At 37.9% G+C, this 14,655-nt stretch carries 9 protein-coding genes; 7 read left to right on the forward strand and 2 right to left on the reverse strand.

Going from position 1 to position 14,655, the window contains the following annotated elements; genetic code table 11:
- The first annotated feature begins 108 nt into the window (after window positions 1–108).
- The 7 genes from argS (at window position 109) to MHM98_RS14975 (ending at window position 12,880) form a co-directional block, all read left to right on the forward strand.
- On the forward strand, window positions 109–1,857 hold the full coding sequence (gene argS, locus MHM98_RS14945; protein ID WP_239440167.1) for an arginine--tRNA ligase: 1,749 nt from the start codon (window positions 109–111) through the stop codon (window positions 1,855–1,857).
- A gap of 3 nt (window positions 1,858–1,860) precedes the next feature.
- A complete protein-coding gene (locus MHM98_RS14950; RefSeq protein ID WP_239440168.1) occupies window positions 1,861–2,430 on the forward strand; it encodes an SPOR domain-containing protein in 570 nt (189 codons plus the stop codon).
- 198 nt (window positions 2,431–2,628) lie between these two features.
- Window positions 2,629–4,215 carry a DNA phosphorothioation-dependent restriction protein DptF gene (gene dptF, locus MHM98_RS14955; RefSeq protein WP_239440169.1) on the forward strand — a complete coding sequence of 529 codons (1,587 nt, stop codon included), beginning with the start codon at window positions 2,629–2,631 and terminating at the stop codon, window positions 4,213–4,215.
- Window positions 4,216–4,221: 6 nt separating this feature from the next.
- A complete protein-coding gene (gene dptG, locus MHM98_RS14960; RefSeq protein ID WP_239440170.1) occupies window positions 4,222–5,529 on the forward strand; it encodes a DNA phosphorothioation-dependent restriction protein DptG in 1,308 nt (435 codons plus the stop codon).
- Window positions 5,510–10,594 (forward strand): DNA phosphorothioation-dependent restriction protein DptH, encoded by a 5,085-nt coding sequence (gene dptH / locus MHM98_RS14965; protein WP_239440171.1) that lies wholly within the window; start codon window positions 5,510–5,512, stop codon window positions 10,592–10,594. Before dptG ends, dptH begins: the two co-directional genes overlap by 20 nt.
- Window positions 10,595–10,608: 14 nt before the next feature.
- Window positions 10,609–11,871: an ATP-binding protein gene (locus MHM98_RS14970; protein WP_239440172.1), complete on the forward strand. Its 1,263-nt coding sequence runs from the start codon at window positions 10,609–10,611 to the stop codon at window positions 11,869–11,871.
- Window positions 11,872–11,875: 4 nt separating this feature from the next.
- A complete protein-coding gene (locus MHM98_RS14975) occupies window positions 11,876–12,880 on the forward strand; it encodes an O-methyltransferase (protein WP_239440173.1) in 1,005 nt (334 codons plus the stop codon).
- A 79-nt stretch (window positions 12,881–12,959) separates the two neighbouring features.
- Here MHM98_RS14975 and MHM98_RS14980 read toward each other — a convergent pair whose 3' ends face one another.
- Together MHM98_RS14980 and MHM98_RS14985 are read right to left on the reverse strand one after the other, a co-directional pair.
- Entirely contained in the window at window positions 12,960–14,114 is a 1,155-nt protein-coding gene (locus MHM98_RS14980) for a DNA sulfur modification protein DndB (protein ID WP_239440174.1), read from the reverse strand.
- On the reverse strand, window positions 14,111–14,653 hold the full coding sequence (locus MHM98_RS14985; protein ID WP_239440175.1) for a hypothetical protein: 543 nt from the start codon (window positions 14,651–14,653) through the stop codon (window positions 14,111–14,113). Before MHM98_RS14985 ends, MHM98_RS14980 begins: the two co-directional genes overlap by 4 nt.
- Window positions 14,654–14,655: the final 2 nt, after the last annotated feature.

Consider the following 14,655-nt stretch of genomic DNA (forward strand, 5'->3'; position numbering starts at 1 on the left):
CTTTAGACAGCGCTTTTTTTGCGATAGACTTAGCCGTTATCGCCGCGAGAAATACGCGGATAAAAAATAATAGCAATGTCAATAAACAACCAGTGGTAATCGAATCTAATGAAAGACAATATCCAACAACTACTTGAACAAACCGTCGAAGTTTTAAAGCAAGAAAACATCTTGCCAGCTGATGCTGCGCCGCGCATTCAAGTAGACCGAACCAAGGATAAGTCTCACGGTGATTTCGCCACTAACCTAGCGTTAATGACCTCAAAATTAGCCGGTAAAAACCCACGCGAATTAGCACAAATTATTTGCGACAAATTGCCACAATCAGCAGTTGTTGAAAAAACAGAAATCGCTGGCCCGGGTTTTATTAACTTCTTCGTTGCCGACAACGCACTAACGGACCAACTTGAAGCGGCCTACAACGACGAGCGTTTAAACGTTCAAGCCGTTGCTAACCCACAAAACATCGTAGTGGATTACAGCGCGCCAAACCTCGCTAAAGAAATGCACGTTGGTCACCTGCGTTCAGCGATTATCGGCGATAGCGTAGTACGCACCTTAGAATTCTTAGGTCACAAAGTGATTCGTCAAAACCACGTAGGCGACTGGGGCACCCAATTCGGCATGCTGCTGACCTACATGGAGCGCCTGCAAGAAAAAGGCGGCGAAATCTCGATGGAACTGCACAACCTTGAGCAATTCTACCGCGCTGCTAAAAAGTGTTTCGACGAAGACGAAAGCTTTACTAATCGCGCTCGTGAAATGGTTGTTAAGCTACAAAGCGGCGACGAAAACTGCCAAAAACTATGGCAACAATTTATCGATATTTCACTAAGCCATTGTCAAGAAACTTACGATCGCTTAGGTGTGAGCCTAACGCGTGAAGACGTCATGGCCGAAAGTGCCTACAACGACATGCTAGCTGGCGTGGTTGAATCGCTAAAAGAGCAAGGTCTATTAGTTGAAGACAACGGTGCACAATGTGTATTCCTAGACGAATTCAAAGGCAAAAACGACGAACCACTGCCAATCATCATCCAAAAGACTGGTGGCGGTTTCCTATACGCAACAACAGATATGGCAGCTACCCGCTACCGTAACGACGTGCTAAACGCCGATCGCGTTTTATATTTCGTAGACGCGCGTCAAAGCCTGCATTTCCAACAAATCTTCACCCTAGCGAAGAAAGCTAACTTCGCGCGTCCAGAAATGTCACTAGAGCACATGGCATTCGGCACCGTAATGGGCGAAGACGGCAAACCATTTAAAACTCGTTCAGGCGAAGTGGCTAAACTGGCAGATTTACTAGACGAAGCACAACAACGCGCATTCGACTTAGTAAAATCTAAAAACCCAGACATGAGCGAAGACCAGCTGAAGAAAATCGCCGATGTTGTTGGTATTTCAGCGGTTAAATACGCTGACTTATCAAAAACTCGTACCAGCGATTACACCTTCAGCTTCGACAGCATGCTGAGCTTTGAAGGCAACACAGCGCCATACATCCTATACGCCTACACTCGTGTAGCTAGCGTATTTGCCAAAGCAGGCGTTGATGCCAACAACCTAAGCGGCGACATCGTGCTAAACAGCGAGCAAGAAAAAGCCCTAGGCGCCAAGTTAATGCAATTTAACGATGCCGTTAAGCAAGTAGCCGACAAAGGCCTGCCACACGTAATGTGTAGCTACCTGTTTGACCTTGCTGGTACTTTCTCAAGCTTCTACGAAGCCTGCCCAATCTTGGTTGGCGACGACGAAGCGCTTAAACAAAGCCGCCTAAAACTAGCTGCACTAACCGCGAAAACACTAAAACAAGGTTTATCGCTACTAGGCATCGAGACACTGGAGCGCATGTAATCCATGGCTGATCACGCCAAAAAAGGCCGCCCTAAGAAACCGGCGGCCAAACGCAACACCCGCGGCAAAAAAGCACAACCAAGTGGCCCTAAACCACGCGTGTGGTTTATGCTGTTTTTAGTGATTTTAATCGCTGGCGGCTTCGGCTACTTCCTGTTCTTCATCAACGGCAGTGCCGACGAACAACCTGTTGTAATCGAGCAACCTAAGCCAAAGAAAAAGCCCGTCAAAAAAGACGCGCCAATTCCCGAAGCACCAAAGGAATCTTGGGTTTATGAGTCGCTTGATAAAAAAGAAATCACCGTCGATTTACCCGCTGATGAAATTCAAACCTCAACGCGCCGCTACCGCCTACAATGCGCCACATTCCGCACCCTAGGCCAAGCAGAATCGATGAAAGCGAAAATGGCGTTCATGGGTGAAGAGCCAAACATCAAAAAAGTCACAGGCACCTCAGGCACGTGGTATCGCGTAATTCTAGGCCCGTATGAAAACAAACGCGCCGCCGAAAAAACGCGTCACAAAATGCAACGCGCCAACATCAACACGTGTGAGATCTTCTTCTGGACTTAGTTTGGGATTGGAGTGTTAAAGAGTTGAATATGAGAAAAGCGCTGGGAGGCGCTTTTTTTGTGAGGTGATAAACACTGTACGACTAATTAAGCGTTGCTAAATAAATTTTCCTCTCGCCACTATAATCACGGAACTATTTAAGATAATATTCATAAATAACAATTGGTTGTTAACGGAATATAATAAAATGGAGGTAATGTGAGATTAAAAGAAGTATTGAGTGTCCTTTCTAAATCATCTCCATATGCTGTATCTACAGAGAGAAAGCAAGCCATCTCGAAATCATTAGACGATTTAAAAGACTATCTTTATATCAAAACTGAAATCGAAGATGATTTTCGACAGTATTTAACAGCCCTTTCACCTACAGACAAAAAAATCATATTTCTTTGTGGTAGTAGTGGTGATGGTAAATCTGAAATTCTTACGCGCTATAGTCGTGATTTTTCGACAAGAGCTAAATTTCATTTAGATGCTACTCATAGCTTCAGCCCCTCCGACAACGCTATACAAACTCTAGATCATCTCTTCTCCGAATTTGAATCAGGCTCTCACCCACTTGTCGTTGGTATCAATATTGGAATGCTAAGCAATTACGCTGAAGAAGGAGATGTAGAATCAATTAAAGAAGCTATCAAACTCTTTTTAGAAGGTAAAGAAACGGATTCAAACTTTATATTTCTAGATTTTGAAAGTTATCCCAAATTTGAGCTAAATGCAGAGGGACACGCTTCAAGCTTTGCCAAAAGTATCCTAGAGAAAATTACTGCTCCAAATGAAAATATTATTAGACAATATTTCGATATGGAATTACAGGCAATTGATAAGGATAAAAAACTTTGCACCAATTACCAACTTCTGAGCCTACCAGAAGTTCAAGACAGAATTATAGATATTCTGTTCAAAGCAAGATTAATGAAAGATCAGTTTCTAACAGCTAGAACACTTTTAGATTTCATCAACACATTATTAGCTGGCGATAGTTACTTGTTTGACAATTTATTTGAACCTTCAGACAACGAATTATCATCAAAGATTGTTGAATTTGATCCTTCTAATTTAAGAACAAGCAATATCGATAAATTCATTCTTTCTCTAAGCTTGGGCCTTCTTGACGAAGAGTTTGATGAATACGCGAGTTTTTTATCTTCTGAATTTGGAATCAGGAGAACTAAAAACCCTTATTCCTATTTGCGATTATTCTATTTACTGAAAGATACAGATTTAGGAAACGGGTACCACAAAAAGTTTTCATTTGATTTTTCTGAGTCACTACTAGATAGATACTCTAAAACTTGGAACTTGCACAACAAGTATGATGGAAACCCTGAAGACAAAAAATCTCTCAGATTATTCTACCGGGATACCTTAATAGCGGCGATTCACAGATATAACAACAGAAATGCTACAAATTTAGATAAAGGACAATTTCTAATTTCGTCACACAATGGTTATCAAGTTGTAACCGAAGTGGATATAAAACCTGACCTTAATAATATTAGGACGAAAAAAGAATCATCTCCTTCTACATTTACCGCTTTTGTTAAATTAAATGACAAGACCGTCGAGGTTCCTGTGAACATTAATTTGCTCAATTTAATGGAAAGCATCGTCAACGGGTATCGGCCCAACAAACACGATAAGAATACAGTCGTATTGCTAGACGAATTTGCAGATGAATTGTCGCAAATAGCAGCTCACTCGAAGACACTGCTAATAGTAAGAGGTAACAAGCACTATAAAGTCAGTCAAGTAGATGAAGACATAGAAGTAAGTGGGGTTTAGTACAGGATGTTTGAATTAAAAAAGAACCTAGAGCCACAAAACAATAAATTGACCTCTTTTTTTCCAATCAATACCAAAGATCGAAAAGATATATTTGATTGGGATTCTGTATTAGGGCATTTCGTAAAATATTGTTATCGAAAGCAAGTATCTACTGACGAGTTCGATAAATTTCAAGAGGCTTGCAAAAGCGCATTTGAAGCTAAATTGGACGTTCCTGAGTTTTGGCCTGTTATAGAAAGAATGTATTTTGAAAACGATGAGCTTTATAAAATTAGTCCAGAATTACTTCTCTTTAAAGCTCAAAAAGTCCAAGGCAATTCAGCCAATGAAAGGCTAGGTGATTTTTTCTTAAATCTGCTTCAAAATTTTTATATCGAGGAAAAGGTTGATACCAAACTCAACTTCATTGAAGAAGAGATTGTTCAGAGCTTCAATAACTTCGTTATACAAGGAAATCCTGCTGGTACGGTAACAGCGAAAACCAATGAAGAGCCATACCTGCCGTTTATTTCGAAAAAATTCGAAAAAGACCTGCGATTCCTTAATTCGAAACCTAAATATTTCCTCAGTTCAATTACCGACTTTTTGAAACTATATGCGTTTCTCTACACTGCTCAGCTATCAATCAATATAAGTGAATGGAGTAGTGGAGAACCTAGCTCAAAACGCTGTTACTTCATCATGGACAATGAAAAAGCGTCAGACGAAAGAACTTGGGTTAAGGACTTTGGTTATACGCAGCTCGAAAGAAATTTCGAAAAAATATTTCCATTTTTAGCCATGTCAGAAAGTCTACAAGAATCAGGCACTATAAAAGTTCCACTATGGAAGCTGAATGAATTATTGAAAGGTACAGACAGTACTGAGTTACTTCATGAGTACGCTTTAAAATTCAAAGATAATCGAAAGCTTAAGACTAACATTCTTGAACCAGATAACACTGAAAATGCATTAAGTAACTTATTGACCTTATCGTTAGATCAGTTTGCGAAAGGTGAATCAAGATACGAAATCAACACGTTGTACTGTAAAGCCATAGAAACCGAGCTGTGCGGTCACTTTATCCAAAACCGTCGAAGAGCCGGAAGGGTGTTGGTGTTTAATCAAGATTATATTTTGTTACTAACAAATATCGCCATTGCAGAAAGAGAGCAACTTAGACTTCATGAGTTGCTAAAAGAGTTTGAAGCTAGAGGTGTTTATTTCGATAAGCAAAGCCAGAAGCAGCTTGTAGATTTTTATGAGCGTATAGGAAACGTAGAACGAAAAAGTGACAGCGGGGATGCGGTTTATGTCAGAAAAACAGTTTGAGAAATTTTTAGCTGAGAAACTTATCTCGTGGGGTACTGATAATTTATTAGCTGGATATCGATATCAATTTCAATCTCCAGATGCTCACAACAGCCAAAACCTATACAAGGCACTTGTCTCTTACAAAGCTGATGATTGCTCGATTAAGGGGGCAAAGATACCTTATATTGAGATTGGGTATCATAAATTACTCGTTGTTCTTCATAATGAAGAGCATGACTGGGGATTTAGTGAAAACTTTATTTCTCATGTCCGTGATGTTGTGGCTGCGCAGCAAAAGGAGATCAAAGATTGTTCTCTGCTTGTCATTCACAATTCGATGCTAGATACGTTAATTAACTCAGCCGAAAATGTCGCCCAGTCAAACTGGGTATGGCATCCCCTTGAAATCCAAGCAGCACTTGAGTCGCTAATTGACCCTCTTGATGAAAACAAAAGAGTTTCTGAGTGCTTGTTATCTCATAAGTTTGAGCAAATTATTGAAGATGGCGCAACTATGTTTGGCTTTGAAGAATTATTCAATGCAATGATTGATGATGGTGATTTAAGGTTTGACGAAATTGGCTTACTTGAAGATCCAGTACTAAAAAGCTGGGATGGCCCTGTAGGGCAAATAAATAAGAGGCTTGAGGAAAACAAAAAGCTCTATGAAAAACTAGAATATATCACCTACAACTTCCCGACCAGCTATGAAGAAAAACTAGGTGACATGGACTTTAGTCAGTCGTTTATAAAAAAACATTTTAAAGAAGATGATCTTGAATCTTGGAAAAAAACACTAGAGTTTAGCGCTTGCGAACAAGAGCAGCATAAGAATAGAGAAAATCTCTTAGAGTTAGAAAAAGAGTACATTTCTGAGGGAACTCTAATCGTCAGGTCGAAAGCAGATACCAAAGCAGGTAAGAGAGACAAACATCTAATCTATTTGCTTGACTCTGAGCAAACTCAATTTGAAATCGAATTTAGCTTTTTAGGCGGAAAGGTTGAAAGTAAACAATGCTCATTCACCGACCAAAATTGCGGTTCACTAAGCATAGGTTCACCTGACAACACGGGCGGTAAAAGAAGCCGTGTCCGAGTTTCAGGGGAATATAGTGATAGCGCTATTTACTTCAATTTCCGAGTAAAAAGAGATAAAGGCACTGAAACTCACAACTTTAGAGTACTGGTTATTCCAAATGGAGAGTTTTATGAGCAAGCTTTCCAGTGCAGTTATTTAGTTGAACCTAAAAAGCAACGTTTAACACTGCAAACTGAAGACAACTTTCTTCAAATTAGTGAATTGACTCAGCAAGTCGAATTAGATAAAAACGCTCAAGTTGTTTCGAATGAAGAAATTGGCATTATAAACTTTGAGCAATTAGCTCAAGAATCTGATCATATTGAGTTTACAGTCAAAGGAAAGACGACAGAGATCAGTTTCAACGTTGAAGGTGCTGTAGCAACAGATACTTTAAGCTTACCCTTATTGCTTGACCAAGAGCGTTATCTAAAATTATTTAACAATGATTACTACGCTATTTTCAACAAAGCAAAGAATAAAGTGCAAATCGATAACCAAGAAGTCGCACCAAAAGGTAAACGCTTAACATTACTGCAATGGGAGCGGGATCTTCTAGACCAAAACCTATTGTATCTTGGCTCTCACGTCGATAATCACATCGAAGTTAATGACATCAATGCTGCTTACCCTACATTGGCAGAATCTTATTCAAAATTTTTCTCATACCTAAAAGACACTGGAACTCTTCCTAGTCTCTCTGGTTGGGGAGATGAATACTGTGGCTTAGTCACAGCAATTGTAGATTCATTTAACAAAGCAATTCTAGAGATATCATATGACACCATGCTGACTAAAGAGCAAAAGCAATTGGTTCATATAGGTTTCGCTAATCTCAAAGGCAATGAGTACATTACACCATTCCATCCAATGGTGCTGGCATATCACCTTTACCTAGTTGGCAAGATAAAAGCGGATGAAAGCGGTAGCTTTAAAACTCTACCTAAGGTCACGCTAAGTAGGCTTAATGCTCAAGGATTGATGCCTTTCGTTTACGATGAAATGAATGACTTCTCTTATACCCAAATGGAAGTCGAAAGCCCAATGTGGCTTAAGCTAATACCTCAGCAAAACACTAGCTATGAGTACATTCGAAAACTAGTTAGAGACAAAGTTTCTGAATTTAATGATGCATTTAGTAGTTTATTTGCTAATGGCTCAAGTTCTAAGATAATCATTAACTCAGTTAACAATGGGTTTAATCGTGAGTTATTCCTTGGCTTAATCGACTTTATTAAAAAGCGTAAAGATAAAGCCTGCCAAATACATGTGAATTTATATGACGACCAAATTAGTTATTGTGAATTCGATAAATTTGCTGACAACCAAAGTTACGACCAAATTAAAGCGGACTATGGGCTAGATAAAGGCTCAGAAAAAGATGTCGCAGATACCATCATTGATTTGATTAGAACGCGTTTAACTTATAGCAAGTTCAAGAATGCTAAGTTGGATGATGGCACTTACAAACCTCAAGAATATGCTCATATTTCATTCTTTAAAAACAATAATAAGGTTCAAGCTACTGACGTTAATGTAAACGAAGAAATAAGTGGGATTGTTGCGGATGGTTTAATGGCTGGTGAAGCTTCGACAAGTAAAGAAGAAAGTTATTTCACCTCATTCGGTTTAAAAAATATAGAGTACTCTGATAAACCACACCTTCAAATGGCAGAGCGTTTAAACGGCCTTATAAAACCATCTAGAAAAACCAATGAGCAATATAGCCGCTCAAAGTCTACAGCTCTCGCTGTGAGTGACAAATTCAAGCAGTTACTTAAATGTTCTTATCATAGCTCAATTTGGACTACGATCATTGATCCCAAGGTTACTCTCGACTTCTTTGAAAGCGAAAAGAATGTAGTTCTAATCCATTACTCGGACAACTACACCAACTCTGTCAACTATGACGCCATTACAGTTACTGAGGAATCGGACTTATACAAGAAAGTTCTGGAACAAGACCAAGGTGGCTTGATAGAGGAGTTTAATGCTTTCAATGGAGAGTGGTTGTTAAAAATGATCACCTCAAATGAGAATGAGCGCAAAGAGAAAAAGGGAATAATTGGCGCTTATAAATTTGTTAATTGCCTTCTCTACAAGTCTGATATTACATGGGTTCCTCTATCGGTAGCTGAGATGATTAGAGTTGCAGGTAACATCGGTCTAAAAATGGATGAAAGTGACTTTTCGAGAAATATCCAAGGGTATAAAAAAGGGCTGATTTCTGACGATGTTCTTTTCGTTGGCTTTAAAGATGATAGTTTGATTTTAATGCCGCTAGAGGTCAAAACGGGCAAGAAGCAAACTCACAATAAAGGCATATCTCAAGCTAAAGAGTTAAAACGCTACCTAAGCGAAGACATACTTAACAATGACTCTTTAGCCAGTCATCTATATCGTGGTTTATTCATCAGACAAATACTGATGCAGATCGATAAATATGAACTCTATAATGTTTATAAAGACGGTTACTTCGACCCATTATTAAATCGCAGAGAGTGGTGGTTACAAGGTAACTATTCTATTAAGGATATTGCTGAGTATCCTGAAGGATTCTTAGTATCACATGTCGAAAATGACACATTCTTCGAGCCTACGTTTGAATTAAAAGAAGATATTCTGAAGATTCAGCTACCGATTAGCTATTTACCAACGTTTATTAAAACTCCATTGCAAAAGTTGTTTACAGACACTAAACCCGAACAGTTATGCCATGTAGATAGTAAATATGTTTTGGATGGTGACGTTAATTTAGTGAGTTCTGATGTCACAGATAAAGAAGAAGTTAAGGTAGAAGAACCAATAGAAATTGTGACCACTGTGACAGCAGTGGAGGAAACTATAGAGTCTTCATCAATTGAAGCTAATCCAACACCTCAAGAAGATAATTTAAAGATCTTAGTTGGTCATGATGTAAGAAGTGACGATGCAGTATTTTGGGAGCCAACCAATACCGCGAAGTTCATGAATACCAACTCAGGCATTATCGGGACTATGGGAACTGGTAAAACTCAATGTACAAAGTCGGTTGTTACTCAGTTGCATCGCAACCAGCACAATAATGTTGATGGCAAACCAATAGGTATATTGATATTTGATTACAAATCAGACTATGTGGATGACAAGTTTATTGATGCTACAAGTGGTAAAAAATACAACTTATTCAGGCTACCTTATAATCCGTTGAGCCTATTCGGCTCAACACCAATGCTACCTGTCCACACTGCTCGTGGTTTCTCTGAAACTATGGGTAAAGCTTTTAATTTGGGTCAAAAGCAACAGTTGAGGTTAAGACAGTTAATTGCTCAAGCTTATGACTTGGCTGGGATTAAAAAAGCAGACTCTTCGACATGGAGCAGACCTGCCCCAACAGTTGCTGATGTATGGGTACTATTCTTAGAAAGCGAACCTGCGGAAGACTCTTTATATGCAGCTTTGGAAAGCCTTCACGAGCTTGAAGTCTTTGAGAGTGACGTTGAGAAGTGCACTAGTTTATATGAGCTTGTTGATGGTATTACCGTCGTTGAATTGGCTGGTTACCCATCAGAAATTCAAAGCTTAGTAGTCGCGTTAACACTAGACCTTTTCTATTCGCAAATGCAAAAGCAAGGCAAACCAGAAGTTCACGGTGACTTCAGGCAAGTAACCAAGCTAATACTAGTGGATGAGGCTGACAACTTCATGTCTCAGAACTTCCCAAGCTTGCGAAAAATTCTTAAAGAAGGCCGCGAATATGGTGTGGGCGTAATTCTATCGACCCAAGATATCACGCACTTCAAGACAGGAGAAAACGACTACTCTTCTTACATACTAAGCTGGATAGTTCACCGTGTATCACAAATTAAAAATCAGGATATTAAGTCGTTATTCAATAAGGACGATAAAGCAGATCAAGAGTATTTGATGAAGTCCATTCGAGAGCTAGAGAAACATCATAGTTTGTACGTGGATGGCGATAAGAGAATAACGAAAATTAAAGACAAAGCGTTTTGGGAATTATAAAAGAGAGTTCATTAATGAAAGTACATGCCGACCCTACAAAAGAATTTTTCATGACAATGCTTACTAGGGATATATCATTAACTTCCGCAATATTAGATTTGGTCGACAATAGTGTAGATGCCGCAAAACGAGAGTCAGCCCTTGATCAAATCCATATAAGTCTGTCACTAAATGAGATGGAGTTTAAAATTACTGATAATTGTGGAGGAATGGAAAAAAAAATAGCTGAAAATTATGCTTTTAGATTTGGTAGAGATCCTTCTGCGCCATCCACTGCAAATTCAGTTGGGCGATTTGGTGTCGGCATGAAAAGAGCCTTTTTTAAGCTCGGTAATACAATAAATCTGAAATCGAAATGTAATGATGACTCATTTGAAATAGATATTGACGCGAATGAGTGGAAACAAACTCAAGAATGGGAGTTTGACCTCGAAGACAAAAATGTCGGTTTAAAGGCAGACGGAACGTCAATTCTTGTGACAAGCCTTCATGAGACAGTTTCTCTAGACTTTGGTGATTCTAGTTATATTGATGAGCTTATCGAGTTTATCGCTGATGCACATCATAAAGCTATAAGTGACGGTATTACAATAACTGTAAATGGAAAGGTTGTACCTGATAGAGATCTTGAATTTAAGCAATCAGATGAGTTAGGTGTTATTGGCATAGAAAAAAATATACATGGAGTCGATGTAAAAATAATAAGTGGTGTCGGAGAACGAGATTTAAAAGCGGGTGGTTGGAGTATCTTTTGTAACAATCGACTAATTGAAGGCGCTAATAAATCTCAAACTACCGGATGGGGGACTCAAGGACTTAGAGCATATCATCCTGATATGGCATTTTTCAGAGGTATAGTTGAGTTCAACTCAGAAAATGGAGAACTTTTACCTTGGAATACCACTAAAAATGGTATTGATACGGATAACCCTATATACAAATCCGTTTTAATTGAAATGATTCGGCAAACAAAAATTATTGCCAAATTTCTTACAGACCGTGCCAAAGAAAAAGAAGCATTTGACAGAGAAACTATAGAAGCTAAGCCTATCAATGACTCTATTGAGAACGCCCCTAAATTAAGTGCATTTACAGCTAATTATACAAGCCACTTTATCAGAGTAGAAGCAGAAGCTTTACCTAAAAACAACAATAAGAGAATTTCGTACAATGTTAACAAGTCCCAATTGGAAATCGCTAAAGATTTGATTTCAGTCTCTACGGCAGCAGAGGTCGGTCGCTATACATTTGACTATTTTATGGAAAACGAGAGTTAAAAATATGGCCAGTGGTGATGTAATTAACTATTCAGTGCGACCAGCGAAGACTGTCGAAAGAAAAATTATTAAAGATATTTTCTCAAATTTGAATGCTTTTATTCCATTGAATGAATACAGGTACATAGGATTTGGATCTAAGTATTTTTCTGATTTTAAGATATTTCATAAAGAGCTACATATTGAAGATATGATTAGCATAGAAGATGATGAAGAAAATAAAGAGAAGTATATATTTAATAACCCATTTGACTGCATTCAGCTAAATTTTGGAAAGTCTACGGATGTATTAACCGATTTGATTTACGAAAAACCCTTTATATGCTGGTTAGACTACGACTATGCCTTAGAGCAATCAGTAATTGATGATTTGGATATTTTATTAGAAAACTTGCCGGAAGAATCAGGTTCTGTAATTTCAATTTCTTTGAACGTTAGACCATATAGACACAATTCACTGAAAGAAGAATTAAAAAAAGAAGGTACACATTCAGAACTTCTTGAAGATAAATTACAGAAAATTGTCGAAAAAAAGTTCATCCCTTTTGATTTACCTAAGCAAGGATTAAACAAAGCAGATATTCACTCTGAAATAATTCGGCAAATTATAACCAATAAGATTTTAAATAAATTGAAGCTGATAAATTCGGCATTAGAAGATTCTTTAAAATGGGAATTTAAGCAAATATTTAACTTTCTGTATAAAGATGGAGCAGAGATGGGGACATGGGGTTGGTTGTTTTATAAATCAAAAGACCAAGATAAATTTGAAAAGAGTGGGTTAGAGCACTCGGAGTTTTATTCATCTAATGAACAAATCTATACAATCACAATTCCGAATTTAACAATTAAGGAAATCAACCAGTTACTTGAAAAAATGCCCTTAAAAGAAGGAAAAGAGATAGATCGTTCTGCATTACCAGGCAGTATATATAGTGAATGTGATATCTATAATTTTTCCAAAATTTATAAATACTTCCCTAGTTTCGTAAATGCAGAGTTTGGATAGTAACTCACACTATTAGATCTTAAAACGCCCTGCTAAGTCAGCACTTACTATATATAAGCGAACAGTTATATACATAAGCCTAGGCAGATGTATATAACTTGTTTTTGACGGTTCTCATTCTTGAAGATGTTAAATCTTGAAGCCTACCTTTGGAAGAAGACCATAAGGTCCCTTCAAATATTGAGCCATTCAAATACAGGTCCTTCGATAGAATATTTTTAATTATATGTTCAAGCGCTATTTCTTCCGTTTCGAATTTGCTTACGACTAAATCTACATATATATCCCAACCAATTGGCCTAAAAAGCAAATGTCCACCTTCGCCCTTATTTCTATACTTTACAACTGGCTCCATATTAGATGTAACAGAGCGCAATTCATCACAATGAAAAAATGTATAATTGAAAAACTTAAATACGAAATCAAAAACTTCTGCTCGTGATTCTATTTTATGATGATCTAAATCACTTATCTTTATGCCCAGAAAGCCAGATACAAGCTTTTTAACATTTTTGTATATATTGGATATCGTGGTGATATTGGATTTATCAGTCGGATGAATCTGCTTTGAACTAAAAGAGACATTTGACTCTTTGAAGTGAGTAAAATGCGAGCTTTCAATTAGTTCTCTAGTTATACATGCTGATATATCTTCATCATCTAAAGCAATGATTGCATCTTCACTGACTTTTTCAGCTTTTTTGTTAAGAGTAGTAAATAGTCTCCTAGTTTGTCTGATTCCTTCTTTAGAGCTTTCATGTTTTACAATAATAACACTGAGCAACTCATCCCCTATACTTGGATCTCTCTTACAAGCTTTTTTGATACCTTCAACACGATGCTGACCGTCTAGAGCAAATAGCTTTTCATTTCGACTAACAGATAAAAAACCTGCACAATTTTCTGCATAATCAGGAAAGTCTAAATGCAGAGCCTCTTCACTATTAGGCCTAATGCTACTTATTTCATGCCAGCATGGATCACCTTCATAAATTGCTAGTACAATAGAGTTAAAAAACCTATCTTCATTTTCTAATAAATAATCAGCTATCTCTACGCCTCGCTCTTTCTTCAATTTTCTTTGAATTTGCTGAGATAGAGCGTCAATTTTATGAATGTCATGAGCAAACCCTACCAGCTCATCTATATCAGAAAGCCTCATCATGCATGTATAAGTATTCCAAGTACCTATTTTTCCCTTTAAGCAAGGAATCACTAACCTTTTGTTTTTCATAACCTAACACCTCTCACGAAGCTTCTTACTTGAGCAGAAAAGTCTGTTTGGTTACATGGTGGTACAAATACATCTGCCAAGGCTTCTTCTACTTCTGCTGTAGAGGTGCCCTGATCGACTTCCGCATAATGATAGAATAAGTGCTCTTTGAAATATTTAATCATCTTACGAACTTTTGGCCGCCCACTATAGCCCGAGGGTCTTACGTAATCTCTAAACCTTTTAGCTATTGTGTTATTTGAGTCAACGTCTCCCGCTTTTCCTACATACAAAACATATGAATTTGTAGGTAAATTTGGAATATCAAAGCTAACCGAAAACATATATACCCCTTGCCGCTGAGGAAAGTCGTGTTGTGCGTGCTCTGTATATTTGATTTTTTGCCAATTCAAATCAGGTAAAGTCGTCGCATTATCAATAAATAGCGGTGTTAAAATAAACTCAAAATTAGATTTAAAAAAGCCAAGTACTAACTCGACTTTTTCATTAGGAGTAAGATTAGCAATAAACTCTTCCGTTTCCTCGTAAATGGAATCCATTA

This window comes from Psychrobium sp. MM17-31, assembly GCF_022347785.1.
Lineage (GTDB): Bacteria > Pseudomonadota > Gammaproteobacteria > Enterobacterales > Psychrobiaceae > Psychrobium.

Excerpts from the sequence above, each read along its gene's own strand:
- dptG (WP_239440170.1), top strand. The coding sequence starts at position 4,222 with ATGTTTGAATTAAAAAAGAACCTAGAGCCACAAAACAATAAATTGACC.
- MHM98_RS14975 (WP_239440173.1), top strand. The coding sequence starts at position 11,876 with ATGGCCAGTGGTGATGTAATTAACTATTCAGTGCGACCAGCGAAGACT.
- MHM98_RS14985 (WP_239440175.1), bottom strand. The coding sequence starts at position 14,653 with ATGGATTCCATTTACGAGGAAACGGAAGAGTTTATTGCTAATCTTACT.
- MHM98_RS14970 (WP_239440172.1), top strand. The coding sequence starts at position 10,609 with ATGAAAGTACATGCCGACCCTACAAAAGAATTTTTCATGACAATGCTT.
- MHM98_RS14950 (WP_239440168.1), top strand. The coding sequence starts at position 1,861 with ATGGCTGATCACGCCAAAAAAGGCCGCCCTAAGAAACCGGCGGCCAAA.
- MHM98_RS14980 (WP_239440174.1), bottom strand. The coding sequence starts at position 14,114 with ATGAAAAACAAAAGGTTAGTGATTCCTTGCTTAAAGGGAAAAATAGGT.
- dptH (WP_239440171.1), top strand. The coding sequence starts at position 5,510 with ATGTCAGAAAAACAGTTTGAGAAATTTTTAGCTGAGAAACTTATCTCG.
- argS (WP_239440167.1), top strand. The coding sequence starts at position 109 with ATGAAAGACAATATCCAACAACTACTTGAACAAACCGTCGAAGTTTTA.